The sequence below is a fragment of the Negativibacillus massiliensis genome (genome assembly GCF_900148495.1).
GTDB classification, from domain to species: Bacteria; Bacillota; Clostridia; order Oscillospirales; family Ruminococcaceae; genus Negativibacillus; species Negativibacillus massiliensis.
Genome location: NZ_FTRU01000006.1, coordinates 123,539 through 149,453, shown reverse-complemented (window position 1 = coordinate 149,453; position 25,915 = coordinate 123,539). Strand labels below are relative to the sequence as shown.

Annotated in this window: 21 protein-coding genes; 20 read left to right on the top strand and 1 reads right to left on the bottom strand. The window is 45.5% G+C overall.

Annotated features, from left to right (window positions below; translation table 11 throughout):
* Positions 1–48 precede the first annotated feature (48 nt).
* Positions 49–987, bottom strand: a complete 939-nt coding sequence (locus BQ5375_RS02150) for a S1 RNA-binding domain-containing protein (RefSeq protein ID WP_022132999.1) — start codon at positions 985–987, stop codon at positions 49–51.
* A 325-nt stretch (positions 988–1,312) separates the two neighbouring features.
* Here BQ5375_RS02150 and BQ5375_RS02145 point away from each other — a divergent pair, with 325 nt between their 5' ends.
* The 20 genes from BQ5375_RS02145 to BQ5375_RS02050 all read left to right on the top strand — a co-directional run bounded on the left by BQ5375_RS02145 (position 1,313) and on the right by BQ5375_RS02050 (position 25,883).
* Positions 1,313–1,492: a DUF951 domain-containing protein gene (locus tag BQ5375_RS02145; RefSeq protein ID WP_022133000.1), complete on the top strand. Its 180-nt coding sequence runs from the start codon at positions 1,313–1,315 to the stop codon at positions 1,490–1,492.
* Between the two features lie 78 nt (positions 1,493–1,570).
* The gene (gene prfA, locus BQ5375_RS02140; RefSeq protein WP_022133001.1) at positions 1,571–2,662 is read left to right on the top strand and encodes a peptide chain release factor 1; all 1,092 of its coding nucleotides are present in this window, start codon (positions 1,571–1,573) and stop codon (positions 2,660–2,662) included.
* A gap of 28 nt (positions 2,663–2,690) precedes the next feature.
* Positions 2,691–3,758: an L-threonylcarbamoyladenylate synthase gene (locus BQ5375_RS02135; protein ID WP_022133002.1), complete on the top strand. Its 1,068-nt coding sequence runs from the start codon at positions 2,691–2,693 to the stop codon at positions 3,756–3,758.
* 18 nt (positions 3,759–3,776) lie between these two features.
* A complete protein-coding gene (coaE, locus tag BQ5375_RS02130; RefSeq protein WP_022133003.1) occupies positions 3,777–4,403 on the top strand; it encodes a dephospho-CoA kinase in 627 nt (208 codons plus the stop codon).
* A gap of 30 nt (positions 4,404–4,433) precedes the next feature.
* A complete protein-coding gene (locus BQ5375_RS02125) occupies positions 4,434–5,030 on the top strand; it encodes a lytic transglycosylase domain-containing protein (RefSeq protein ID WP_022133004.1) in 597 nt (198 codons plus the stop codon).
* Between the two features lie 92 nt (positions 5,031–5,122).
* On the top strand, positions 5,123–6,538 hold the full coding sequence (locus BQ5375_RS02120) for an aminopeptidase (RefSeq protein WP_076917339.1): 1,416 nt from the start codon (positions 5,123–5,125) through the stop codon (positions 6,536–6,538).
* Positions 6,539–6,667: 129 nt separating this feature from the next.
* Positions 6,668–7,063, top strand: coding sequence for a DUF2500 domain-containing protein (locus tag BQ5375_RS02115; protein WP_022133006.1), 396 nt, complete (start codon positions 6,668–6,670; stop codon positions 7,061–7,063).
* A 280-nt stretch (positions 7,064–7,343) separates the two neighbouring features.
* The gene (rpoB, locus tag BQ5375_RS02110; protein ID WP_022133007.1) at positions 7,344–11,084 is read left to right on the top strand and encodes a DNA-directed RNA polymerase subunit beta; all 3,741 of its coding nucleotides are present in this window, start codon (positions 7,344–7,346) and stop codon (positions 11,082–11,084) included.
* 22 nt (positions 11,085–11,106) lie between these two features.
* Positions 11,107–14,697 carry a DNA-directed RNA polymerase subunit beta' gene (gene rpoC, locus BQ5375_RS02105; RefSeq protein ID WP_076917338.1) on the top strand — a complete coding sequence of 1,197 codons (3,591 nt, stop codon included), beginning with the start codon at positions 11,107–11,109 and terminating at the stop codon, positions 14,695–14,697.
* Positions 14,698–14,864: 167 nt separating this feature from the next.
* The gene (locus BQ5375_RS02100; RefSeq protein WP_022133009.1) at positions 14,865–15,437 is read left to right on the top strand and encodes a hypothetical protein; all 573 of its coding nucleotides are present in this window, start codon (positions 14,865–14,867) and stop codon (positions 15,435–15,437) included.
* 13 nt (positions 15,438–15,450) lie between these two features.
* Entirely contained in the window at positions 15,451–16,170 is a 720-nt protein-coding gene (locus BQ5375_RS02095) for a hypothetical protein (protein ID WP_022133010.1), read from the top strand.
* Positions 16,171–16,197: 27 nt separating this feature from the next.
* The gene (locus BQ5375_RS02090; protein ID WP_022133011.1) at positions 16,198–17,115 is read left to right on the top strand and encodes a hypothetical protein; all 918 of its coding nucleotides are present in this window, start codon (positions 16,198–16,200) and stop codon (positions 17,113–17,115) included.
* Between the two features lie 246 nt (positions 17,116–17,361).
* Complete coding sequence (gene rpsL, locus BQ5375_RS02085) at positions 17,362–17,778, top strand: 30S ribosomal protein S12 (protein ID WP_022116200.1); 417 nt, start codon at positions 17,362–17,364, stop codon at positions 17,776–17,778.
* 164 nt (positions 17,779–17,942) lie between these two features.
* Positions 17,943–18,413, top strand: a complete 471-nt coding sequence (gene rpsG / locus BQ5375_RS02080) for a 30S ribosomal protein S7 (protein ID WP_022116199.1) — start codon at positions 17,943–17,945, stop codon at positions 18,411–18,413.
* A gap of 111 nt (positions 18,414–18,524) precedes the next feature.
* Positions 18,525–20,606, top strand: a complete 2,082-nt coding sequence (fusA, locus tag BQ5375_RS02075; RefSeq protein WP_022133012.1) for an elongation factor G — start codon at positions 18,525–18,527, stop codon at positions 20,604–20,606.
* A 193-nt stretch (positions 20,607–20,799) separates the two neighbouring features.
* Positions 20,800–21,999: an elongation factor Tu gene (gene tuf / locus BQ5375_RS02070; RefSeq protein ID WP_022133013.1), complete on the top strand. Its 1,200-nt coding sequence runs from the start codon at positions 20,800–20,802 to the stop codon at positions 21,997–21,999.
* A 282-nt stretch (positions 22,000–22,281) separates the two neighbouring features.
* Positions 22,282–23,241: a hypothetical protein gene (locus BQ5375_RS02065; RefSeq protein ID WP_022133014.1), complete on the top strand. Its 960-nt coding sequence runs from the start codon at positions 22,282–22,284 to the stop codon at positions 23,239–23,241.
* Between the two features lie 165 nt (positions 23,242–23,406).
* Entirely contained in the window at positions 23,407–23,727 is a 321-nt protein-coding gene (locus BQ5375_RS02060) for a PadR family transcriptional regulator (protein WP_022133015.1), read from the top strand.
* Positions 23,720–24,733, top strand: coding sequence for a DUF1700 domain-containing protein (locus BQ5375_RS02055; protein WP_022133016.1), 1,014 nt, complete (start codon positions 23,720–23,722; stop codon positions 24,731–24,733). The genes BQ5375_RS02060 and BQ5375_RS02055 overlap by 8 nt, the downstream gene beginning before the upstream one ends.
* A 1-nt stretch (position 24,734) precedes the next feature.
* On the top strand, positions 24,735–25,883 hold the full coding sequence (locus BQ5375_RS02050; protein ID WP_022133017.1) for a bZIP transcription factor: 1,149 nt from the start codon (positions 24,735–24,737) through the stop codon (positions 25,881–25,883).
* The last annotated feature ends 32 nt before the right edge of the window (positions 25,884–25,915 follow it).

Sequence of the window (25,915 nt, the reverse complement as noted above, 5' to 3'; positions counted from 1 at the left end):
AAAAAGAGGAACCGCAAAGGTTCCTCTTTTGCTTTCGAAAAAATGATTTTATGCAAAGAAAGTTTCGATCTTTTTGTTTGATACAGCAGGAGAATAAACCCAGTGGTCTAGGTGTCCTGAATCGATAAAGTAGCGCAGGGGAGTAATCGGAGCTGGGACATCGCCGGGTGGGTCAAACGAGTCGATGATGATGAGCTTAATTTTCATCTTTTCGGGAATCAGATTCTTTATGTAGACGCTTGCCTGCTGTCCAACCTTCACCCCATCTTTGGGTTCAGCAAGTCCTGCCAGGTTGGGTGCAAGCTCCACAAAAACCCCGTAGTGTTCCACCGAACGCACGATGCCGGATACCGTTTCACCGGAAGAAAACAGTGCAGCGTTTTCCTCCCAGGTCCCAAGAAGTTCCTTATGGCTTAAGGATACCCGCAGGTTCTGGTCCACATCGGTGACGACGGCATAGATGTCCTGTCCGGTGCGGAATCGGTCGGACGGGTGGGAGATGCGGGATACCGAAATGCAGTCGATTGGGATCAGGGAAGGGATGCCGCAGCCAATATCCACAAAACAGCCGAATGCTTCCAGATGGGTGACACGTGCGGGGATGATATCTCCGGCGTGAAGATGACGGATCGATTCTTCTAAGCATCTCTGTTGTGCAAGGCGGCGGGACAAAATAGGGGTGAAGGAACCATCCGGATTTTGCTCGATAGATTGGACAACAAAGCAGACCGGTTTATTGACACGGGAAAGCAGCGCAATGTCGCGGGTGGTGCCGTCACTGATCCCGACAGCGCCTTCACAGCGGGGGATTTTTCCTTTGCAGAATCCAAAATCGATTACCAGATCATGTTCCGGCGTACAGACACAGGCTCTTGCTTCCAGAATAGTCTGGCTGTGAAGTGCTTCCCGAAGTCCGGAAATATTTTGACAGAAACTGTGATTTTGTGCGGTATTTACAAGCCAGCCCTCGGGCCAGTAGTTTGTCATTTTTCTTCCCTCCTCCTGTCCAAACGGTTTGGACAGTTTTTTGTTTTATCAGATAGCGTCAATGGCTGGTTTATCTATATGCAGGAGAGAATGGATTTATTTCTGATCTGTCTGCGCTGGCAAAAAGGGTAGCCATCAAAATTTTACAAAGGGACACAAAAGAATAAAATGCTTTTCTTTTGCATGATTGTGGTAAAGTTTGTGCAAGATTTTGTTGCACAAACAAGGGCTTGTTTGCTATAATAGAATCTGTATGCAGGAATTTTTGACCGTTGTCCTGATTATTTTTCCGGATAGTGGACTTGAGAAAAGGAGGTCGCAGAAGATGGACGTGCGTGTTGGCGATATCTTGGTTATGAAGAAAAATCATCCCTGCGGGGAAAACAAGTTCCTGGTATTAAGAAGCGGCATGGATTTTAAGCTTCGTTGTACCGGCTGCGGCCATGAGGTCATGGTTGCCAGAAGTAAGGCAGAGAAAAATATCCGGGAGATCCGCAGGCCGTAAAGGAAAGGCAGCTGCAAAGAGGGCGGATCAAAACAGAAGAGAAAATGACGGAATAAAAGATTTAAGGAGAATGAAACGATGTTTGAACAGTTAAGCGTAGCGGAAGAACGCTATCAGGCAATCAACGACAAGTTGATGGACCCAAATGTTGTCAGCGACCCAAAACAGTATGCGGAGTTGATGAAGGAGTATAAGAACCTGACTCCAATCGTTGAAAAATACCGCGAATATACCAAGGCTAAAAACGATATGGACGAGGCAAAAATGATGCTGGAAGAAAGCGGTCTGGACAAGGATTTCCGCGAACTGATCGAAGAACAGTATGAAACCAGCAAAAAAGATATCGAAACCATCTCGGAAGAGCTTAAAATTCTGCTGATTCCAAAAGACCCGAACGATGACAAGAACGTTATCGTTGAGATCCGCGGCGGTGCAGGCGGTGATGAAGCAGCTCTGTTTGCAAACAGCCTGTTCAGAATGTACTCGATGTATGCAGAAAGCCAGGGCTGGAAGATCGAGATCCTTAACGCAAACCCAACCGAACTGGGCGGTTATAAGGAAATCAGCTTCTCCATCAACGGTGAAGGAGCTTACTCCAAATTCAAATTTGAATCGGGTGTTCACCGTGTACAGCGTGTACCGGAAACCGAAACACAGGGCCGTATCCACACATCCACCGTTACCGTTGCTGTTCTGCCGGAAGTGGATGATGTTGAGGTTGAAATCAATCCGAAAGACCTTCAGATCGATACCTACCGTTCGGGCGGTGCAGGCGGTCAGCATGTAAACAAGACCGAGTCTGCAATCCGAATCACCCATATTCCTACCGGTACTGTTGTTGAGTGTCAGGATGAACGAAGCCAGTACAAGAATAAGGATAAAGCAATGAAGATTCTGCGCTCCCGTATCTATGAAAAGATGCAGAGAGAGCAGGAGGAAAAGATTGCTTCCGAAAGAAAACTGCAGGTTGGTGCAGGTGACCGTGCAGAACGTATCCGTACCTACAACTATCCACAGGGACGTGTTACCGATCACCGCATTGGCTTGACCCTGTATAAACTGGAGCAGATACTCAACGGAGATCTGACCGAGCTGTTTGATGGACTCAATACCTTTGACCAGGCAGAAAAACTCAAAGAAAGCTCGAACGCTACCGGCAGCGAAAACTAAACTGTCTGCTGAAAAGAGGCTTAAATCCATGCAAGAGCAAATTTTTAAGCACAGAGAGACACAGATTTTGACTGTAAAGGAAATGAAACAGGACAGGGAAGCGATCATCCGTGCAGGACAGATCATCCGTCAGGGCGGACTGGTCGCACTTCCAACCGAAACAGTTTATGGTCTGGGTGCTAATGCCCTGAATCCTGATGCGGTAAAAAATATCTTTCTGGCAAAGGGACGTCCGCAGGATAATCCATTGATTATCCATATCGAGGATGCTTCCCAGGCAGAGCGTTATGCCAAAAATATCCCGCCGGTTTATTATGAACTGTGCAGGCGTTTTTGTCCGGGACCGCTGACGATCATTCTGCCGAAAAAGGATATTATCCCACTGGAAACTTCGGGAGGACTGGAAACGGTAGCAATCCGTATTCCAGCTCACCCGGTAGCAAGAGCGATTATCCATGAGGCAGGGGTACCGATTGCAGCGCCTTCGGCAAATCTTTCCGGTTCCCCAAGCCCTACCACAGCGCAGCATTGTGTGCATGACCTCTGGGGTCGTGTAGACGCGATTGTGGATGCCGGAGAGTGCAGCGTGGGCGTAGAGTCAACTGTTATTTCCCTTGCAGGGGAAAAGCCGATTCTGCTGCGTCCGGGTGCTGTGACTCCGCAGATGTTAAAAGAATTTCTGCCGGATCTGATGATTCATGAAGCGGTAACCGAAAAGCTCAAAGAGGGAGTCCGCGCGGATTCTCCGGGTATGAAGTACAAGCACTATGCGCCGAAGGCAAAAATCACCATTCTGGATGCAGACAGCAGGGAGTTTACAGAATATGTCAATTCCCAGAAGAAAGAAGGTCTGTTTGCACTCTGCTTTGAGGAGGATGTTCCTTTTTTACAGGTTCCATATATCAGCCTGGGTAAAGATGAAACCGATCAGGCAAAGCACCTGTTTGCAGCACTTAGAGAATTGGATGAAAGGGGCGCACAGGAAGTGTATGCGCGCTGTCCATCCAAACAAGGAGTGGGTCTTGCGGTGTATAACCGCCTGATTCGGGCTGCAGCATATCAGGAACATACTCTGGATGGGGAAAGTGAGGCATAGATCACAGGAATGAGAAATATGATCGTGGGGCTCACCGGTCAGACCGGTGCAGGAAAATCGACGGTTTCGGACTATCTTAGGGAAAACGGAGTCGTTGTAATTGATGCGGACAAGATCGCAAGGGAGGTCGTCGAGACAGGCAGCGCCTGCATCGCTGACATTGCCCTGGAGTTTGGCTGCGAATATATCAACATGGATGGTACGCTCAACCGAAAGAAAATGGCGCGCACTGTCTTTAACGATAAAGAAAAACTCAAGAAATTAAATAACCTGATGTTTCCATACATCATCGACAGTATTCGCAGAGAATTAAAACGTCTGCGGGAACAGCAGGAAGGAATTATTGTGCTGGATGCTCCAACTTTGTTTGAGAGCGGTGCAGACCGCGAATGTGACCGTGTTGTTTCGGTCACAGCGGATGTACAGTCCCGTAAAGAGCGCATTATCCGCCGAGATAAGCTGACAGAAGAGGAAGCGGATGAACGCATTCAGGCACAGCACGACGAGGAATATTATAAGAGCCGTTCGTGGCAGGTGCTGGAAAACAACGGCAGTATCGATGAGCTGAAAAATCAGACTTCCGTTTTGCTTTCCAAACTGGAAGCAGAGATGGAAGCGGGAAATTCATCGGAGGCACAGCAGTAAAAACCCCTTTTTTAAACGGTGGAGGTTTTGATGGCAAGGAAAAAGAAACGTGCAGGTTCTGCGAAAAGAAAATCCATTTTTTTGTGGCTTGTTTTGCTGGTTGTTCTGGTAGCGGCAGGATTTGCCGCACTGCAGCCGGCAACAGAAAGTGTCTACCGTCAGCTGTATCCAAGAACCTATCGGGAATATGTGGAGCGTTACAGCAGGGAATACCAGGTGGACCGGGATCTTGTGTATGCGGTGGCAAAGGTGGAAAGCAACTTTGACCCCAATGCGGTTTCTCATGCAGATGCACGCGGAGTCATGCAGATGACAGAAGATGCATTTGAATGGGTGCAGTACCGAATGGGGGATGAGAGTGGTGTCAGCTACGAGGATATCTTTGATCCGGAGGTTTCCATTCAGTATGGAACCTATATGCTGCATCTGCTTCTGGAAGAAACCGGCGATGAAAAGCTGGCGATCTGTTCCTACCATGCGGGAATAGGGAATGTAAATTCCTGGCTTTCGCAGGAAGAATACTCAAAAGATGGAAAAACACTTGACAAAATACCCTATTCTGATACAGAATGGTATTATAACAAAGTTTCCGAAACCAAAAAAATCTATCGCAAACTTTATTCTTAGCAAATTTGTTTCTAACCGTAAGTTAAAAACGGTGTAGATATCGGTTGTTTTGGATGTAATTTTCAGGACAGCTAAAAATTTTAATCGGGAGGATGAACGATATGGAAAAAACCAAAGGCGAGCAGCTCCAGGAAGAATTAATGATGAAGATGGTCAACGGTACCACCCGTCTGTCTGACGAAGAGATCGATAAAGCATACGATTATGCTGAAGGCTACAAAAAATATATGGATGCAGCCAAAATCGAAATGGAAGCAGTCAGAGAAGCTATCAGACAGCTGAAAGAAAACGGTTATGAAGAATTTGTACCAGGCAAAAAATATCAGCCAGGTGAAAGATTCTACTACAACAACCGCGGCAAATCTCTGATCTTCGGTACTATGGGTACCCGTCCAATCGAAAAAGGCGTTAAGATCCTTGCAGCTCATGTTGATTCCCCAAGACTTGACCTGAAACCAAGCCCACTGTTTGAAGAAGCAGAACTGGGTTACCTCAGACCACATTACTATGGTGGTATCAAGAAATACCAGTGGCCAACCATTCCTCTGGCTCTGCACGGTGACGTTTACAAGAAAGACGGTTCTGTTGTTACCATCACCATCGGTGAAGATGAAAACGATCCGATTTTCTGCGTAACCGACCTGCTGCCACATCTGGCATCCAAACAGAGAACTCAGACTCTGGCAGAAGCATTCAAGGGCGAATCCATGAATATTCTGATCGGTTCCAGACAGTTTAAAGATGAAAAAGCTTCTGAAAAGGTTAAACTGAACCTGATGAAGATCTTCAACGAAAAATACGGCATCACAGAAAGAGACTTCCTGGGCGCTGAACTGAGCGTTGTTCCAGCTCTCAAAGCAAGAGACCTCGGTCTTGACAGAAGCATGATCGGCGCATATGGTCATGACGACCGTGTTTGCTCCTACACTGAAATGACAGCTGAAATCGCAAACACCAACCCAGAATGGACTTCTGTTGTTATCTTCGCTGATAAAGAAGAAGTTGGTTCTGACGGTAACACTGGTATGCACTCCAGATTCCTGGAATACTTCCTGGCTGATCTGGCTGAGCCATTCGGCGTTCCAGTAAGACGCGTTCTGTCCAACTCCAAATGTCTGTCTGCTGACGTAAGCGCAGCATTCGATCCAGCATTTGCAGATGCTTATGAAAAACAGAACTCTTCCTTCATCAACTACGGTGTATGTGTTGTTAAATACACAGGTGCAGGTGGTAAGAGCAGCACCAACGACTGCAACGCTAAATTCACAAGCAAAGTTTGTGCAATCCTCGACAATGCAGACGTTGTATGGCAGTTCGGTGAACTTGGTAAAGTTGACCAGGGCGGCGGCGGCACTGTTGCTAAATACATCGCTGAGCTGGATGTTGACACCATCGATATCGGTGTTCCAGTTCTGTGCATGCATGCTCCAATGGAAATCATCTCCAAGGTTGACCTGTATGAAACACATCGTGGTTTCTATGAGTTCCTTGTTGCTAAGATGGACTAATTAAACAAAGAACAAAAACCTTCCGGTATTTTGCCGGAAGGTTTTTTGTTTTGATGGGATCGTTTGTGTTCTTGTATCAGCGCAGGATCTGTGTTACAATAATCAAAAAAACAGAGAGGATTTTGTTTGATGCTTGGTATTTTCGGAATGTTGCTTGCTGTGTTGGGAGCGTTTTTGCTCATCAGTGTGGTGGGTGCATTGATTATGACACTGATTGGTGTTGCCTATCAAAGGAAAAAGCTGGACAAGGAGCCGGTTGTCACGATTCATGCATCGGTGATTTCCAAAAGGGAAAAGCCGATCTATCGCCGTGAAAATTCATCTGCCAAAAACAATATGATTGTGCGGATCATCTATTATGCGACCTTCCGCACGGGGGAAGAGAAAGAGATCGAGCTGAGTGTGACAAAGGAAGAATGGGATCTTTTGGCAGAAGGGGACGAGGGAGAGCTTACCTATCAGGGAAACTGGTATCAGGAATTTGAGAAAAACAGAAAAAAGAGTCTCTGTCAAGAAGACTCTTAGATGAAATAGAAAGTTGAATTTTGGCATAAATAAACAAAACTCCGATCAAAAAATCGGAGTTTTTCTTACGACAAAAGGTGCCGGAAAGATTGACTTTAACGGCAAAATACAATATAATATTATAATGTATCAAAATGGATAGTTGTGTAGTTGACTAAACATATTGTAGCATAGAAGAAAGAAGAATTCAATACCTTTTTGCAAAATAATGGATTCTGACCGAACAAAGTTGTACACATTAGACAATTGTTAAAATAAGCGGATTGGAGTGGATAAGCCTATGGTGAATGTTAAGCCGGTACATCTGGGTAAAAATGTTCGAATGAGCTTTTCTCGGATTAATGAGGTTTTGGAAATGCCAAACCTGATTGAAGTGCAGAAAAACTCCTACAAATGGTTTCTTGAGGAGGGATTAAAGGAAGTATTTAAAGATATGTCCGAGATTTCAGACTATCAGGGCAATCTGGTACTTGACTTTATCGATTACCGTCTTGACGAAAAACCCAAATACACCATCGAAGAGTGTAAAGAGCGCGATGCAACATATGCAGCTCCTCTGCGGGTTCGTGCAAGCCTCCTGAACAAGGAGACAGGCGAGGTAAAAGAACAGGACATCTTCATGGGTGATTTCCCTGTGATGACACCAAGCGGTACATTTATTATCAATGGTGCGGAGCGAGTTATCGTTTCCCAGTTGGTACGTTCTCCAGGCGTGTACTACGGTGTATCCCGTGACAAAGCTGGTAAGGAACTTTTCTCTACAACAGTTATTCCAAACCGCGGCGCATGGCTTGAGTACGAAACCGACTCCAACGATGTCTTCTATGTTCGTATTGATAAAAACAGAAAGCTGCCAGTAACAACCTTTATCCGTGCTCTGGGCCTTTCCAGCGATGCGCAGATTCTGGAATTCTTTGGCGAAGATGCAAGAATCCAGGCTACCATCGAAAAGGACAGCACCAACAACACAGAAGAGGCTCTGCTGGAAGTTTACAGAAAACTGCGTCCAGGTGAACCACCAACAGTAGACAGCGCTCAGTCCCATTTGAACGCACTGTTCTTTGACGCTAGAAGATACGACCTGTCCCGTGTTGGACGTTACAAATACAACAAAAAGCTGGGTATCGCTTCCAGAATCAACGGTCACATTGTTGCTGAACCAATCATCAACAGTCGTACCGGTGAAGTGATGGCAGAACCGGACGAAGTTCTGACCCGCGCAAAAGCAGAAGAGATCGAGCGCGCAGGTGTTGACACCGTATTCCTCAAATGCGGCGACCGCATCGTAAAGGTTATCTCCAATGGTATGGTTAACCTGCTTGATTACACCTCCTGCTACACCGAGGAAGAGCTCGAAGAGATCGGTGTTAATGAAAAGGTACGTTTCTCGGTACTGTGTGAAATTCTGGATAGCTGCAACTCTGATGAAGAGCTGCGCCAGATGATCGTGGACAGAGCAGATGACCTGATTCCAAAACACATCATCAAGGACGATATCTTTGCAACCATCAACTATGTCTGCTGCCTGGGCAACGGCGTTGGCTCCACCGACGACATTGACCATCTGGGCAACAGAAGAATCCGTTCTGTCGGCGAACTGCTTCAGAACCAGTTCAGAATCGGTTTCTCCAGAATGGAACGTGTTATTCGTGAAAGAATGACAACTCAGGCACAGGATATGGAGGTTATCACTCCACAGGCTCTGATCAACATCCGTCCGGTTGTTGCTGCGATCAAAGAGTTCTTTGGTTCCTCCCCACTGTCCCAGTTCATGGACCAGAACAACCCTCTGGCAGAACTGACCCACAAGAGACGTCTTTCCGCTCTGGGTCCTGGCGGTCTTTCCAGAGACCGTGCAGGTTTCGAAGTTCGAGACGTACACTACAGCCACTACGGAAGAATGTGTCCGGTAGAGACCCCAGAAGGTCCTAACATCGGTCTGATCTCCTATCTGGCTACTTTCGCAAGAATCAATAAATACGGCTTCATCGAGGCTCCATACCGCCGTGTTGACAAAGAAACCGGCAAGGTTCTGGATGAAGTAGAATATATGACTGCTGACCGTGAAGACGAATTCATCGTTGCACAGGCAAACGAACCGCTGACCGAAGAAAACACCTTCGCAAACAAGATGGTTTCGGTTCGTCACCGCGACATGGTTAAGATCGTGGAACGTGAGCAGGTAGACTACATGGACGTATCGCCTAAGATGGTAGTATCCGTTGCAACAGCAATGATCCCATTCCTTGAAAACGACGATACCAACCGAGCTCTGATGGGTGCGAACATGCAGCGTCAGGCAGTGCCGCTTCTCAAGACCGAAAACCCAATCGTTGGTACCGGTATGGAGTACAAAGCAGCTGTTGACTCGGGTGTCTGCGTTGTTTCCGATGTAAACGGTGTGGTTGACCGCGTTGACGCAAACAAGGTTGTTGTCCGCACTGATGACGGCGAACTCAAAAACTTCCACATCATCAAATTCCTGCGTTCCAACCAGGGAACCTGCTTCAACCAGAGACCAATTGTCAGCGCAGGCGAACGTGTCAGCGTTGGACAGGTACTGGCTGATGGTCCTGCTACCTGCAATGGTGAAATCTCGCTGGGTAAAAACGCTCTGATCGGCTTTATGACATGGGAAGGTTACAACTACGAGGACGCTGTACTGCTGAACGAAAGAATGGTACGCGACGACGTTTACACCTCCATCCATATCGAGGAGCACGAGATCGAAGCGCGTGACACCAAGCTCGGACCGGAAGAAATCACCCGCGACATTCCAAACGTCGGTGAGGATGCCCTCAAAGAACTGGATGACCGCGGTATTATCCGTATCGGTGCAGAAGTTCACTCCGGTGATATTCTGGTTGGTAAGGTTACACCAAAGGGTGAAACCGAGCTCAACGCTGAAGAAAGACTGCTGCGTGCAATCTTCGGCGAAAAAGCAAGAGAAGTTCGTGATACCTCCCTGCGTGTTCCACACGGTGAGTACGGTATCATCGTTGACGTAAAAGTATTTACCAGAGAAAACTCCGATGAGCTTTCTCCTGGTGTTAACATGGTCGTTCGCTGCTACATTGCTCAGAAACGTAAGATTTCTGTCGGCGATAAGATGGCAGGTCGTCATGGTAACAAGGGTGTTGTTTCCAGAATCCTTCCTCAGGAAGATATGCCATTCCTGGCTGACGGTCGTCCGCTGGACATCGTTCTGAACCCTCTGGGCGTACCTTCCCGTATGAACATCGGTCAGGTACTTGAGGTCCATCTGGGACGTGCTGCTGCTGAATTGGGCTGGAAGATCATGACACCTGTTTTTGACGGCGCAAACGAAAATGATATTAAAGAATGTTTGGAAATGGCAGGCTTACGCGGCGACGGTAAGACAACCGTTTATGACGGACGTACCGGTGAACCATTTGATAACCCGGTAACCGTTGGTTACATGTATTACCTCAAGCTGCATCACCTGGTAGACGATAAGATCCATGCCCGTTCCACCGGTCCATACTCGCTGGTAACCCAGCAGCCTCTGGGTGGTAAAGCTCAGTTTGGTGGTCAGCGTTTCGGTGAGATGGAGGTTTGGGCACTGGAAGCTTACGGTGCTGCTTACACCCTGCAGGAAATCCTGACAGTAAAATCGGACGATGTTGTCGGACGTGTAAAGACATTCGAGGCTATCGTAAAAGGCAAAAACGTTCCGAAGCCAGGTGTCCCGGAATCCTTCAAGGTACTCATCAAAGAGCTTCAGTCTCTGTCGCTTGATGTTAAGGTACTGGATAAGAACAACGAGGAGATCGATCTCAAACAGGATCTGGATGACGATATGGGCTTTAACGGCAATGAGCGTTATCAGGAAGAAGACGACGGAACTACCTTTGAAAGCGAGACCGTCGCAGTTGATTCCGAGTTTGAGGACAGCTTTGCTATGGAACATCCTGATATGCAGGACGACGATGATTTCGGCAGCCTGCTGGATGAGTTCTCCGACTTTGGCATTGATGATGACAGTGATGATAATATGTAATTAAGGAAGAAGGGGTCGTAAAATGGAATTTAACGTATTCGAGTCTATTAAAATCGGCTTGGCTTCTCCGGAAAAAATCAGGGAATGGTCTTATGGTGAGGTTAAAAAACCGGAAACCATCAACTATAGAACCCTGAAACCAGAACGTGATGGTCTGTTCTGTGAAAGAATCTTTGGTCCAACCAAGGACTGGGAGTGTTACTGTGGTAAATACAAACGCCTGCGTTACAAAGGCAAAATCTGTGAACGCTGCGGTGTTGAGGTAACAAAATCCAAGGTTCGTCGTGAAAGAATGGGTCACATCGAGCTGGCTGCTCCGGTTTCTCATATCTGGTACTTTAAGGGTACTTCTTCCAGAATGGGTCTTTTGCTTAACATGTCTCCAAGACTTCTGGAAAAGGTGCTGTACTTTGCATCCTATATTGTAACTGACCCAGGTACAACAAACCTGAAAAAATACACCCTTCTTTCTGAGAAGGAATATCGCGATATGCGCGAGGCTTATGAGGACGAGTTCGAAGCATCTATGGGTGCGGAAGCAATCAAAAAGCTGCTGGAAGATCTCGACCTCGAACAGCTCTCCAGAGAGCTCAAAGACGAACTGGAAACCCTTCCAGTTGGTCAGAAGAGAGCAAGAATCTTAAAACGTCTGGAAGTCGTTGAGGCATTCCGCCTCAGCGGCAACCAGCCTTCCTGGATGATCATGGATGTTGTTCCGGTTATTCCACCGGATATCCGTCCAATGGTTCAGCTCGACGGCGGACGCTTTGCTACCAGTGACCTGAATGATCTGTACCGCAGAGTTATCAACCGTAACAACCGTCTGAAAAAGCTGATCGAACTGGGTGCTCCTGACATCATCGTTCGCAACGAAAAGAGAATGCTTCAGGAATCTGTCGATGCCCTCATCGACAACGGACGTCACGGCAGACCGGTAACCGGTCCAAACAACCGTCCGCTCAAATCCCTGTCCGATATGCTGAAAGGTAAACAGGGTCGTTTCCGTCAGAACCTGCTTGGTAAACGTGTTGACTACTCTGGACGTTCGGTAATCGTTGTCGGACCAGACCTGAAGATGTATCAGTGCGGTCTGCCAAAAGAAATGGCACTCGAGCTGTTCAAACCATTCGTTATGAAACGTCTGGTTGACCAGGAAATCGCAACCAACATTAAAAATGCCCGCAAGATGGTAGACAGAGCTTCCATGAAGGAAGTTTGGGATGCACTGGAAGTTGTAATCAAGAACCATCCGGTTCTCTTAAACCGTGCGCCTACCCTGCACCGTCTGGGTATCCAGGCATTCGAGCCAATCCTGGTAGAAGGTCGTGCAATCCGTCTGCACCCACTGGTATGTACCGCATTTAACGCGGACTTCGACGGTGACCAGATGGCTATTCACCTCCCACTGTCCGCAGAGGCACAGGCTGAGGCCCGCTTCCTGATGCTGGCAGCTGGAAACCTGCTCAAACCTTCCGATGGTCGTCCTGTAACCATCCCGACACAGGATATGATCCTCGGTTCCTACTACCTGACCATGGTACGTGAAGACGAACCAGGTGCAGGCAAGGTATTCCGCAACTTTGATGAAGCAAAAATGGCTTATGACACCGGTGTTGTTGGCCTGCATGCTCCAATCAAGGTTCGTGTATCCAAAGAAATCAACGGCAAAACCATCAGCCGCATCATTGATGCTACTGTTGGCCGTATCATCTTCAATGATCCAATCCCACAGGATCTTGGTTTTGTAGACAGAACCGATTCCGAGAAGCAGTTTGACCTGGAAGTTGCATTTCTGGTTAGAAAGAAAGAGCTCGGAAAGATCATTGATAAATGTATCCGCGCATGCGGTACTGTTAAGACTTCCGAAGTTCTTGACAAGATCAAAAATCAGGGCTTTAAGTACTCTACCAAGAGCGGTCTGACCGTTGCGGTACGAGATGCTCTGATTCCTGAAAACAAACAGGAACTGATCGCTCAGGCGGACGAAAAGGTAGCACAGATCAAACGTCAGTATGACCGTGGTCTTATCTCCGATGACGTTCGTTATGACCGTGTCATCAAGGTATGGAATGATACCACCGACGCAGTTAAGAAAGAGCTGAGCGCAACCTTCGGTGAAAGAAACCCAATTTACATGTTCGCAGATTCCGGTGCTCGAGGCTCCATGGAGCAGATCAGACAGCTGGCAGGTATGCGTGGTCTGATTGCAAACACTTCCGGTAAAGCGATCGAAATTCCAATTAAATCTAACTACCGTGAAGGCTTAAACATCTTGGAGTACTTCCAGTCCTCTCGAGGCGCTCGTAAAGGTCTGGCAGATACCGCGCTGCGTACCGCGGACTCTGGTTACCTGACCCGTCGATTGGTTGACGTATCTCAGGATGTTATCATCCGTTGCGATGACTGTGGTACTCACGAAGGTATCATGGTTTACGATATCGAAGACAGCGGACGTGTTATTGAAAGCCTGGCAGAACGTCTGACCGGACGTTACCTTGCAGATGATGTTGTTCATCCGCAGACCGGCGAAGTTCTGGCTACCCGCGAAAAGATGATCGACGAGAAAACTGCTCAGAAGATTGTTGATGCAGGTATTACACAGGTTAAGATCCGTTCTATCCTCAACTGTCAGGCTAAGAAGGGTGTCTGTGCAAAATGTTACGGTGCTAACCTTGCAAACGGTCAGCCTGTTGGCATTGGTGAAGCAGTCGGCGTAATTTCCGCACAGTCCATCGGTGAGCCTGGTACCCAGCTGACCATGCGTACTTTCCATACCGGTGGTGTTGCTTCCGCAAGCGATATTACACAGGGTCTTCCAAGGGTTGAGGAGCTGTTCGAGGCAAGAAAACCAAAGAACGCAGCAATCATCAGCCATGTTTCCGGTATTGCAAACTTCCGTCTGGATCACAAAGGTGCAAATACTGTTAACGTTACCAGCGCAGATGGTGAAGTATTCACCAAGATCGTACCATTCGACTACAAGATCATCGTTCAGGAAGGTCAGTATGTTGAAAAAGGTCAGCTGATCACCGAAGGTTCCGTTGAACCAGGTGAGGTTCTGACCGTAAGCGGCGAGCTGGCTGTTCAGGATTACCTGATCAAAGAGGTACAGCGCGTATACCGTACACAGGGTGTAGATATCAACGATAAGCATATCGAAGTTATCGTTCGTCAGATGATGCGTAAAGTCCGCATCGATGACGGCGGCGATACCAAGCTGATCACCGGTTCCCTGATTGATAAATCGGAACTGCGTGAAGCAAATGAAGAACTGCTTGCACTGGAGGCACAGGACGGAATCCACCGCAAACCTGCAACCTATCATGCAGTACTCATGGGTATCACCAAAGCTTCTCTGGCAACCGATTCCTTCATGTCTGCTGCTTCCTTCCAGGAAACAACCCGTGTTCTGACCGAAGCTGCAATCAAAGGTAAGGTTGACCCACTCAGCGGTCTGAAAGAAAACGTTATCATCGGTAAGCTGATCCCAGCTGGTACCGGTATCATTGAATATATCGAACCAGAAGAAGAGGCTCCGATTCAGGAAGCTGCCGAAACTCCTGCAAGTGATGCAATTGTAGAAGCACCTGACGAAGAAAGCGCAGCATTCTAACGCTCAATTTAAAATCTGTTTTAAAAAGCACATTGGACAAAAAGTCCAATGTGCTTTTTTTGTCGTTTTTCATAAGAAAGGAATTAGAAAATTAGTCAAGTGTCGGATTGATAAATATTCATTTTCTGCTACAATGATAGTAAAGATAATAAAAGGAGAGAGATAAGATGAAATCGATGGTATGGATGTTAATCAGTTTGACGATGATTTTGACGTTAACCGGATGCTCGAAAGAAAGTATGACCTTGTCCCGAATGACGTTGCCTGAAAATCAGATGGAAGAACAGGCGATCGACCAAAGCCTTCAGGGAAAATCGGAAAATCATGCTCCTCAAGCGGAAAAGCAAGCGTATTACACCTGCAATACCAGTGAGGAATGCCAATATAGTTTTTCGTTCTGGCGTCTTGAAGAAGGAAAATGGATGGAGAGCAAATTAAATGAGGGAAGTTTAGCACCCGGGGATCATAACTTAACTGTTTACCTGAGCAATGATGAAGGCGGCTATGGTGCCGGAGCAAAAACGATGAAAAATGCACAGACAGTGTATTATCAAAAGTGGATTGAACCAATGGATACGATTTATCGAAATAAAAGCGAAGAGATCTCTGCGCACGACCGCGTGATTCTTGCCGTAGGAGGGAAAAATGCATCCGGCTTAAAGCCTGAGATTATTTCTGATATCAATGAGCTGAAAAATCTGGAGGATAATGTTTATTTGCTGACACTTACACTTTCATAATGGAGGGAAAACGATGAAAAAAGGTCTTAGTATTTTGTTGGTTATGGGAATGTTGCTGACACTGACAGCAATTCCATCTTTTGCGGACGAAGGAGAAAAACAAAAACCAAATCCAGATGTTGGAGTAATGTTGCAGGAAGACCCAAAAGCACCTGCGGAAGTTGATCCGGAAGAAGCAAAAAAACAGCAGGAGCTTCAAACGTGGTATGATGAGCTTACCGAAGAAGAACGGGAATTTGTTCATCAAAAGATGAATGAAAAAGAACAGGAAGCGGTTCTTTCTGAGGAGCAAACAAGAAGAAAAGAGGCGGATAGCCTGAAAAATTATCTGCAGAAGAATCTGTCTAAAACACAGTATACCTATCTGTTTAACCAAAATGGTGTGTTGGAGATCGGAGTACCATCTGCAAAATATATCAGTCGTGCTAAGGAACTGTGCACCAAATATACCGAGCAAACCAAACAGGATGTGACAGTCTGCTATGAGCTGTGCCGATACTCGATCAAAGAACTGGAAAAAGCAAAGGAAAGTCTCGAAAAAGACCAAGATTTTACCCAGCTCATGAAGCAGGTAAGGTATGCACTTGTGATTAATAATGGCTATCTCGAACTTTACTGCACAGATGAAACGCCAAAGAAGTTTGATAGCTGGTTTGAAAAGAGTGATTACCGGGATATGATGGTCGTCAATGAATATCAAAAAATATTGCCGACTGATTCTGTTGGTCTTTAAAGGAAAAAAGAAGGAGGTACAGAATATATGAAAAAGAAGATAGTTGCATTTTTACTTGCCGCTATTATGATAGCTGGAATGGGAGTCAGCAGTTTTGCTGCTGGGACCAACACAGCTGCAGGAATGCAGCAGAATATGAGCTTATCCTCCGCAGCGCAGAACAAAAAGATTTCCACATCCAAAAAGAAGGAGCTCACCACAAAACAGTTGCTTGAACTTCAGGAGGAACAACTCAGTTTATTGGATTATAAAGAAATGAGTGCTGTCAATTTTGTCAAAAAGACCAATACCCTGCACCTTGAAGTGGTAAAAAAAGCTTCTTCCGGTTTGCAGAACAGGATTAAGCAAATAGAAAAAGAATATGGAATCAAAACAGAGGTCAAGATTGTCGATCAATATGAAGATCTGCTGGAAGAAGTAGTACCGCCAGAAGATCTGCCGGAAGAAGTAGTACAGTCAACAGAAAATCCGGTTAAGGAAAAGACAAAGGAAGACTATGCTTGGGATTTTGCCAATTATCTGAGTGATCAGCTAACAGGAAATGAATACAGCTACATTACAGTCCGTCAATCAGATGCAGTGTTGGAAATCGGTGTTCCTTCTGTCAAAGCGATGGACAAGGCAATTGAACTGGTAGAAATTTATCGGGAAGTAAAGGGAATCAAGTTTATCGACCAGCTTCATCCGGAAAAGTATGTTACGGTCGAGTATCACCTGTCTCCGTTTTCCAGAAACCAGATCATTCAGGCATATAATTCGGTTGTCCAGGATAGCCTGATTCGAAAGCTTAGAGGAGACGGCAGCATCTATTCTATTAATCATCATGGTGACCGCGTTCGGATCGAGTATATAGATAAGGGTGAAGAGCTCAAAGAATGGCGTGAGAAAAGCAAATATTCCAACTTGATCTCACTGGAGCCATTTTATAAGGTAAATCCTCAGTAAAAAAGGGAGCAGCTGCTCCCTTTTTGTTTTGGAATAGGAATAAGTTGGGTTATACCAGGGAAGAATGAGAAGGAATGTTTCGGTTTGTATAAGGAAAGGCGCATAAAAGCGCGGAAAATTGGTGCAAACGTCGATAGAAATTTTGTTGACAGATTGGATTTTGGATGATAGAATATTTAATTGGTAGGGCATGGACTAAAGCCGTACCATCGAAAAATTTTATAAACTTTAGCAAGGAGGTGCAATATGCCAACCTTTAACCAATTAGTTCGTAAAGGCAGAGAATCTGTAGAGAAAAAGTCCACAGCTCCAGCTCTTCTGAAAGGATGGAACTCCCTGAAGAGAGAAGCAATCGACCAGAATTCTCCTCAGAAACGTGGTGTATGTACTGCAATCAGAACCCAGACACCAAAGAAACCAAACTCCGCGCTGCGTAAAGTTGCCAGAGTAAGACTTTCCAACGGAATCGAAGCTACCGCTTACATTCCAGGTATCGGTCACAACCTTCAGGAACACTCCGTTGTTCTGATCCGTGGCGGCCGTGTAAAGGACCTCCCTGGTGTTCGTTACCACATCATCCGCGGTACACTCGATACACAGGGTGTAGCAAACAGAATGCAGAGCCGTTCCAAATACGGTGCAAAACGTCCAAAGAAAAAGTAATAAAACTCCATTTTAATTTGAAAACAAGCGCTCATGTGAGCTTTTATATAGCCGAACACAGGGAACACCTGCAATCGGCGGCATAGAAGACTTCACAATGGCTTAACGGGAGTTTTGTCACTTTCGAGTACCTATGAATTCAGACTGTGAAGGAGGGAAGCGAAGTGCCAAGAAGAGGTCAAATCGCTAAACGTGATGTTCTGCCAGATCCAATGTACAATTCCAAACTGGTAACACGTTTAATCAACAATATCATGTACGACGGTAAGAAGGGTGTTGCCCAGAAGATCGTTTATGGTGCATTCGAAATCGTTAACGAGAAGACAGGTAAAGATGCTCTGGAAGCTTTCAAAGAAGCTCTGGAAAACATCATGCCAGTTCTGGAAGTTAAAGCTCGCCGTATCGGTGGTGCTACCTATCAGGTACCAATGGAGGTTCGTCCAGCTAGAAGACAGACCCTCGGCCTGAGATGGCTCACAAACTACTCCAGAGCTCGTTCCGAGAAAACAATGAAAGAGCGTCTTGCTGGTGAGATCATTGATGCAATCAATGGTACCGGCGGAGCTGTTAAAAAACGTGAGGATACTCACAAAATGGCTGAAGCTAACAAAGCTTTCGCACATTACAGATTCTAATCAGGACGGTATCCAGACAGCAGTGCCTGACTTTGGGGCACTGCGGTCTGTGCTGATTCTGGTTTTTTACTACCCGAATGAATACATCCCTAGATTGCGAAGGAGGACAATATGCCAAGAGACGTTGCATTAGCTATGACTCGTAACATCGGCATAATGGCGCACATCGATGCTGGTAAAACTACCACAACAGAGCGTATTCTGTACTACACCGGTATTAACCACAAAATCGGTGAAACTCATGATGGTAGCGCAACGATGGACTGGATGGTACAGGAGCAGGAGAGAGGTATTACCATTACTTCCGCTGCTACAACCTGCTACTGGAAAAACCATCGTATCAACATCATTGATACTCCTGGACACGTTGACTTTACAGTAGAGGTAGAGCGTTCCCTGCGAGTTCTCGACGGTTCTGTAACAGTAATGTGTGCTAAAGGCGGAGTTGAGCCACAGTCTGAGACTGTTTGGCGCCAGGCTGATAAATATCATGTTCCAAGAATGATCTACGTTAACAAGATGGATATCATGGGTGCAGACTTCTACAATGTTCTGAACATGATCCATGACCGTCTGAAATGTAATGCTGTTCCGATTCAGCTGCCAATCGGTGCTGAAGCATTCTTCGAAGGTCTGATCGACCTCGTTGAAATGAAAGCTTACATTTACAACGATGATCTGGGCAAGGACATTTCTGTTGTTGACATTCCAGACAACATGAAAGACCAGGCAGAAGAATACCGCACAAAGATGATCGAATCCATCTGCGAGCAGGATGAAGAACTGATGGAAAAATACCTCAATGGTGAGGAACTGACCATCGAAGAAATCAAACACGCAATCCGTGTTGATACCATCGCTAACAGAATGGTTCCAATCTGCTGTGGTACTTCCTATAAAAACAAGGGTGTTCAGAAACTTCTGGATGCTATCGTTGACTACATGCCAGCACCAACCGATATCCCAGATATCAAAGGTGTAAGTCTTGATACTGAAGAAGAAGAGGACAGACCATCTTCCGATGATGCTCCGTTTGCAGCTCTTGCATTCAAGATTGCAACCGACCCATTCGTAGGTAAACTCTGCTTCTTCCGTGTATACTCTGGTGTTGTTAACACCGGCGACACTGTTCTCAACGCAACCAAAGGCCACACAGAAAGAATGGGTCGTATCCTTCAGATGCATGCTAACCACAGAAAAGATATCGAAGCTTGCTACGCAGGCGATATCGCAGCTGCAGTAGGTGTTAAGAAGGTTACTACCGGTGATACCCTGTGTGATCCAAAATACCCAATCATCCTCGAAACCATGGAATTCCCAGAACCGGTTATCCGTGTAGCAATCGAGCCTAAGACAAAAGCTGGTCAGGAAAAGATGGGTATTGCTCTTGCAAAACTGGCTGAGGAAGACCCAACCTTCAAAACATACACAGACGAAGAAACAGGACAGACCATCATCGCTGGTATGGGTGAGCTCCATCTGGAGATCATCGTTGACCGTCTGCTGCGTGAGTTTAAGGTTGAGGCTAACGTAGGTAAACCTCAGGTAGCTTACAAAGAAACTATCAGAAAACCTGCTGATGTTGATATGAAATACGCTCGTCAGTCCGGTGGTAAAGGTCAGTACGGTCACGTTAAGATCAAAGTTACCCCGAACGAATCCGGTAAGGGTTACGAGTTTATCAACAACGTTGTTGGTGGTGCAATTCCGAAGGAATACATCCCAGCAGTTGACGCTGGTATCCAGGGCGCAATGACCGCTGGTGTTGTTGCTGCTTACCCAGTAGTTGACGTTAAAGTTGAGCTGTACGATGGTTCTTACCATGAAGTCGACTCTTCTGAAATGGCATTTAAGATCGCTGGTTCTATGGCGTTCAAAGAAGCTATGAGAAAAGGCGACCCAGTACTGCTCGAGCCTATCATGAAAGTAACCGTTATCACTCCAGATGATTACCTGGGTGATGTTATCGGTGACCTGAACTCCCGTCGTGGTCAGATCCAGGGTATGGATGCTAGACATGGCGTACAGCAGGTTAACTCCTTTGTTCCACTGTCCGAAATGTTCGGTTACGCTACCGACCTGCGTTCTAAGACACAGGGCCGTGGTCAGTACACCATGGAACCTTCTCACTATGTAGAAGTTCCAAAGAGCATTGCTGACAAGATCATCTCTGCTAGAACAAAAGGAGAATAATCTTCCGATTCGGTGATTTTTCACCGTTTAAGGGGATTTTTTAGGGAATAATTCTGCTTTTTTGCGGGTTTACCCTTGATTTTTGAATCATAAATTGTTACAATACGAATTGTAATATATACAAATACGACTACGGGCGAAAGGCTTCGGAATTTTCAGAAGCCTCCCCCCGTATTTAAGGGAGGAAACAACAATGGCAAAAGCTAAATTCGAAAGAACCAAGCCACATGTTAACATTGGTACTATCGGCCACGTTGACCACGGTAAAACCACTCTGACTGCTGCTATCACAAAAGCTCTGTCCCTCAAAGGTCAGGCTAGCTTCACCGATTACGCTAACATCGATAAAGCTCCAGAAGAAAGAGAACGTGGTATCACAATCAACACTTCTCACGTTGAGTACGAAACCGACAAGAGACACTACGCTCACGTTGACTGCCCAGGACATGCTGACTACGTTAAGAACATGATCACTGGTGCTGCTCAGATGGACGGCGCTATCCTCGTTGTATCTGCTGCAGACGGCCCAATGCCACAGACCCGTGAGCACATCCTGCTCTCCCGTCAGGTAGGCGTTCCTTACATCGTAGTATTCATGAACAAAGCTGACCAGGTTGACGACCCAGAACTGCTCGAACTGGTAGAAATGGAAATCCGTGACCTGCTCAACGAGTACGATTTCCCAGGCGATGACACTCCAATCGTTTGCGGTTCTGCTCTGAAAGCTCTGGAAGCTCCAAACGATCCAGCTGACCCAGCTTACGCTCCAATCTACGAACTGATGGACAAAGTTGACGAATACATCCCAACTCCAGAAAGAAAACAGGATCTGCCATTCCTGATGCCAATCGAAGATATCTTCACCATCACTGGCCGTGGTACTGTTGCTACTGGTAGAGTTGAAAGAGGCGTTCTGAAACTCTCCGACGAAGTTGAAATCGTAGGTCTCCAGGAAGAGAAGATGAAGACAGTTGTTACCGGTATCGAGATGTTCAGAAAACTGCTCGACTTCGCTGAAGCTGGCGATAACATCGGTGCTCTGCTCCGTGGTGTTCAGAGAACTGACATCAAACGTGGTCAGGTTCTGTGCAAACCAGGTTCCATCCATCCACACACCAAATTCCATGCTCAGGTATACGTTCTGAAAAAAGATGAAGGTGGCCGTCATACTCCATTCTTCAACAACTACAGACCACAGTTCTTCTTCAGAACAACTGACGTTACTGGCGTAATCAAACTGCCAGAAGGCGTTGAAATGTGCATGCCTGGCGATAACGTAGAAATGGACGTTGAACTGATCACTCCAATCGCTATCGAAGAAGGTCTGCGTTTCGCTATCCGTGAAGGTGGTAGAACCGTAGGTTCCGGCGTTGTTACCAAGATTGCTGAATAATTTTATTCGTTAGTCTGGTTAACACCATTTATAACGTATTTAAGAGGTACAACCTTTTGGGTTGTACCTCTTTTTTTGCGTAAAATCAAATTGCAAGAAAAAAGGAATATATTTACAAAAATTGTAGAAAAAATTCCCAAAAATGACAATCAGATTACAAATTTTGTTTTTTTTACTTGTAATTTTGTAATTTATATTGTATACTAAATAACAGAGAACCAAGTAAGCTATGAATTTCTTCCGATGCAACAGAATATCTTAATAGAAAGGGGGCGGCACGGAATGAAATTAATGAAAACTTTGATGGCATTTGGTCTGGCAATGACAATGACGGTAAGCATGAGTGCCGTCTCTTATGCACAGATTCCACTGAGCATGATGATTGCATCGACAGCACCGATTACAATGCAAAAAAATGCTTATCAGCTTTGTCTGGATCAAGCGACTGTAAAACATACTGCACAAACATCACAGGCACTTTCTCTGCCACAGCAGGAAGCAGTAACAAGGGATGATCTTTCTTTTTATCCGGGAGATACCTTGTATATTCCGATTTTGGATGTAAAAACCGGAGAACTTTACAGTGAAAAAAATCGTCCATCCAACTGGAACTTCAGGGCAGAAGGTTTTGATTCACAGGCAGTATCCACAGTACGCTGGGCAAATGAAAATGGAACACTCAGTATTGCCATTGATTTTGCAGGACAGCTGCCGCATTCCAGTACACTTTGGGTTGGTGGCGTTATTACACTTTACGATGAACAGACCGGAATCGAATCGAGCAGTTTGTATTTGAATGCTTCTTTTGGTAACGTAACAAAGGAACTGATTCCACTTTCTGTCAACGAAATCGTTTCTCCAATGAATCTGCATGTAGGCAACGGCTATTCTGGAGAAGCAGTAACACTGTCCTTTGGTTCCAATGTGACGGTAAAGAATGCGGTTCTTCCACAGGGAAAAACAATCTATTTTAATCTGGATCAGAGTTTTGATAGTGAGATTGCAAATCGATATCGCTCTTTTGATATCCAGTGTTACAATTTCCTCGGTGATGAAGATAGTTTTGTTCAGCCAGCACAGCTGTGTTTACCAGCACAGCGCACCGATTCTTATGTTTATGAAGTGGTGGATGGACAGCTTCGCAGTGTTCAGTCGGAATATGACGAAGAGAACAACCAGATCTGCATTACAGTAGATTCCTTGGGATATTACATTGTATCCCCAATCCTGATGCAGGAGTAAGATAAATATTGTTTTTTAAAAAGGGAGGATTTTCCTCCCTTTTTTTCTTTTGTTTTGACAAAAAAAGACAAAGCCAAGTACTAAAATTTGTATGGTATTAAATTACGCTAGGTATTGTGTAATACAAAGTACTATGCTATAATCTAGGTGCAGGGAGGGAAAGCGATGAACACACAATTTCGCAAAGGAGTCATCGAAATGTGCATTTTGGCACTGATCGAACGAAAAGATATGTACGGCTACGAAATTGTTCAAAGTATTGCTTACTACACCGAGATCAATGAAGGGACAGTTTATCCAATTTTACGAAGATTGACACAGGAAGAATATTTTGTGACCTATCTGAAGGAAAGCACAGTCGGTCCCGCCCGAAAGTATTATCACATGACAGAAAAAGGAAAGGGCTATCTTGGTTCGCTCAAAGCAGACTGGAACGATTTTTCAAAGATGGTAAATGATATTTTGAGAGGTGAGGTTCTTGAATAAGCAGGAATATTTGGAGCGCCTGGAGGCGTGCTTAAAACATAAATTATCCCGAGATGAGATCGAGGATATTATGCGTGATTACGCAGAATATTTTGAAGAAGGAAGAAGACAAAGCAAGCAGGATTCGGAGATTTCTGCAAAATTGGGAGATCCGGAACTGGTGGCTCAGCAGTTGATTGAGGAAAGTCAGGAACAGAAGAATGAATATCATCCTTCCAGCAAATCCACAGAAAAGAAAATGCCGTGGAATTATGCGGCTGAAGGTTTGCATCGGCTGAAAGACAAATTCCAGGAATGGGATAAAGGAGAAGGAAAACGCAGAGAAGAAAGCAATTCGCAGGAGGAAAATTTCTGTCAGCAAGAATCATTCCAAGATGCAGAAGAAGAGATACGGGAAAAAGAAAATCATAAAAAATGCAAACAATCCACTTCCGATTCGTTGCTGATACGCGGGTTCAAAGCGATTGGCAGAGGATGCAGATGGTGCATTTATGCTGCGATGGCATTCATGATGTTGACCATTGCATTTATGATTTCCATGGGACTGGTCGGTTTTGCCGCAATGGTTCTGGGAGGACTGGCAACAGCGATCGCTTTTGTAGTAATCGGTGTGTTAATAGGTCTTGCAGGAATCGTGGCTTCTGGTTTTGGATTTGCCTTTTTTAATTTCTGGACCGGCATTGCAGTATTGTCGGGTTCTGTTGCACTGCTTGGTTTTTGTGCCTTGCTGGAACTTTTCCTCCTGAAAATGTTAAAAATGTTCTGGTCATTCAGCAAAAATGTCTTTGCAAAATCGGCAGAGCTTTGGATGCGAATGCTTAGAAAAATTGAAAGTTGGTTGATTGTGAAGAAAGAAAAAACAGCAGAAAAATCCACAATCAACAAGTCTGAAAAAACTGTATCCCAAAAAGAAAATTCTGTTCCGGTGCTTCCTCTGCCAATGGATGATGCAGAGCAGCAGGATTCCAAGGAAGATTCCCTTGATGGGGGAAAGGAGGTCCTCTAAGATGAAAAAAGCCGTTATTGCAGCATCTGCATGCTTTGTGGCGGGACTGATTGGATGTACCATCAGCCTGCCAATGGTAGCCAAAGATGTGATTCATTTATACAATGATACCGTATCAGAAACAACAAATTTTTATACAACACAGGACCTTCCGGCGGGAATTACCGAGCTGAGAATGGTAAATCAGGATACGATGGGGATGAGTCTGGTGGAGGTCAGACAGTCTCCGGATGACCAGATTCATTTGCAGGTGTATCGTTCCGAATTTTCCGGCTTTGATGCAGAGATTGTGACAGAAGGAAACAAGGCAGAAATCATTCTGAAAGAGGTTCCAAGTCAAAATTTGCAGATCAGCAAGGAATTGCTGGTTGAATTGATTCGGGATGGAATTCACTCTCAAAATAACCTGATTTTGGAAGTGCCAAAGACAGTTAGCCTGACCAGCAGCGAAACAGATGGTGTTTATTTTGGTGTGGATGGGGGAGTAGAATTTGTAAATTCCCAGCTTGTCCACAATTACGGATATGTTCCAAGTGAAAACCAGAACTGGAAAATTCAATATGAAGAGTCACTGAGTCAGATTGAACAACTGGAATATCAGGTGGAAGAATTGACTCAAGAAAATCGGATGCTTCAAGAAGAGCTGGAGTCCCTTTATGAAGATTCTGAGGAGACAGATATTATTGTTTCACCAAGTGGAGAGATGACGATAGAAGAGCCATCGGAATCAAATGAAACAATCTTTCCATCCGATATCATCCAGAAAGAAACAGAACTTTCTAAACAGCGAGATATGTTCAAAGAATGGAAGATCAGCAAGGATGATTATATCAGAACTTTGAACAGTATGAGCAGAGACATCAGCAATGCACGTCAGCAGCAGGTAATACAGGCAGGCAGAGAGGATGTTCTGCCAATGGTGGAAGAAACCGCAGATTTGATTCTGGAGTATAACCGGATTGATGCCCAGATCCTCAACGCACAGCGCGACTATAATGAAGGTTTCATCACACAGGAGCAGTATAACAGTATTGTTCAGTCTTATGAAACTTCTATTCGCAGCATGAGTGAGCAGATCAATGTGTGGAAAACTTCCCTGAAAGAACAGGGCTATGATTGGGACAGCGCGGTTGTTACCCCAAATCTTTGATTTTTCCTTTTAGATTCATCCATAAAGAAAAT

Coding starts and splice junctions, on each gene's coding strand:
- BQ5375_RS02150 (WP_022132999.1), bottom strand. CDS start 987: ATGACAAACTACTGGCCCGAGGGCTGGCTTGTAAATACCGCACAAAAT.
- BQ5375_RS02145 (WP_022133000.1), top strand. CDS start 1,313: ATGGACGTGCGTGTTGGCGATATCTTGGTTATGAAGAAAAATCATCCC.
- prfA (WP_022133001.1), top strand. CDS start 1,571: ATGTTTGAACAGTTAAGCGTAGCGGAAGAACGCTATCAGGCAATCAAC.
- BQ5375_RS02135 (WP_022133002.1), top strand. CDS start 2,691: ATGCAAGAGCAAATTTTTAAGCACAGAGAGACACAGATTTTGACTGTA.
- coaE (WP_022133003.1), top strand. CDS start 3,777: ATGATCGTGGGGCTCACCGGTCAGACCGGTGCAGGAAAATCGACGGTT.
- BQ5375_RS02125 (WP_022133004.1), top strand. CDS start 4,434: ATGGCAAGGAAAAAGAAACGTGCAGGTTCTGCGAAAAGAAAATCCATT.
- BQ5375_RS02120 (WP_076917339.1), top strand. CDS start 5,123: ATGAACGATATGGAAAAAACCAAAGGCGAGCAGCTCCAGGAAGAATTA.
- BQ5375_RS02115 (WP_022133006.1), top strand. CDS start 6,668: ATGCTTGGTATTTTCGGAATGTTGCTTGCTGTGTTGGGAGCGTTTTTG.
- rpoB (WP_022133007.1), top strand. CDS start 7,344: ATGGTGAATGTTAAGCCGGTACATCTGGGTAAAAATGTTCGAATGAGC.
- rpoC (WP_076917338.1), top strand. CDS start 11,107: ATGGAATTTAACGTATTCGAGTCTATTAAAATCGGCTTGGCTTCTCCG.
- BQ5375_RS02100 (WP_022133009.1), top strand. CDS start 14,865: ATGAAATCGATGGTATGGATGTTAATCAGTTTGACGATGATTTTGACG.
- BQ5375_RS02095 (WP_022133010.1), top strand. CDS start 15,451: ATGAAAAAAGGTCTTAGTATTTTGTTGGTTATGGGAATGTTGCTGACA.
- BQ5375_RS02090 (WP_022133011.1), top strand. CDS start 16,198: ATGAAAAAGAAGATAGTTGCATTTTTACTTGCCGCTATTATGATAGCT.
- rpsL (WP_022116200.1), top strand. CDS start 17,362: ATGCCAACCTTTAACCAATTAGTTCGTAAAGGCAGAGAATCTGTAGAG.
- fusA (WP_022133012.1), top strand. CDS start 18,525: ATGCCAAGAGACGTTGCATTAGCTATGACTCGTAACATCGGCATAATG.
- tuf (WP_022133013.1), top strand. CDS start 20,800: ATGGCAAAAGCTAAATTCGAAAGAACCAAGCCACATGTTAACATTGGT.
- BQ5375_RS02065 (WP_022133014.1), top strand. CDS start 22,282: ATGAAATTAATGAAAACTTTGATGGCATTTGGTCTGGCAATGACAATG.
- BQ5375_RS02060 (WP_022133015.1), top strand. CDS start 23,407: ATGAACACACAATTTCGCAAAGGAGTCATCGAAATGTGCATTTTGGCA.
- BQ5375_RS02050 (WP_022133017.1), top strand. CDS start 24,735: ATGAAAAAAGCCGTTATTGCAGCATCTGCATGCTTTGTGGCGGGACTG.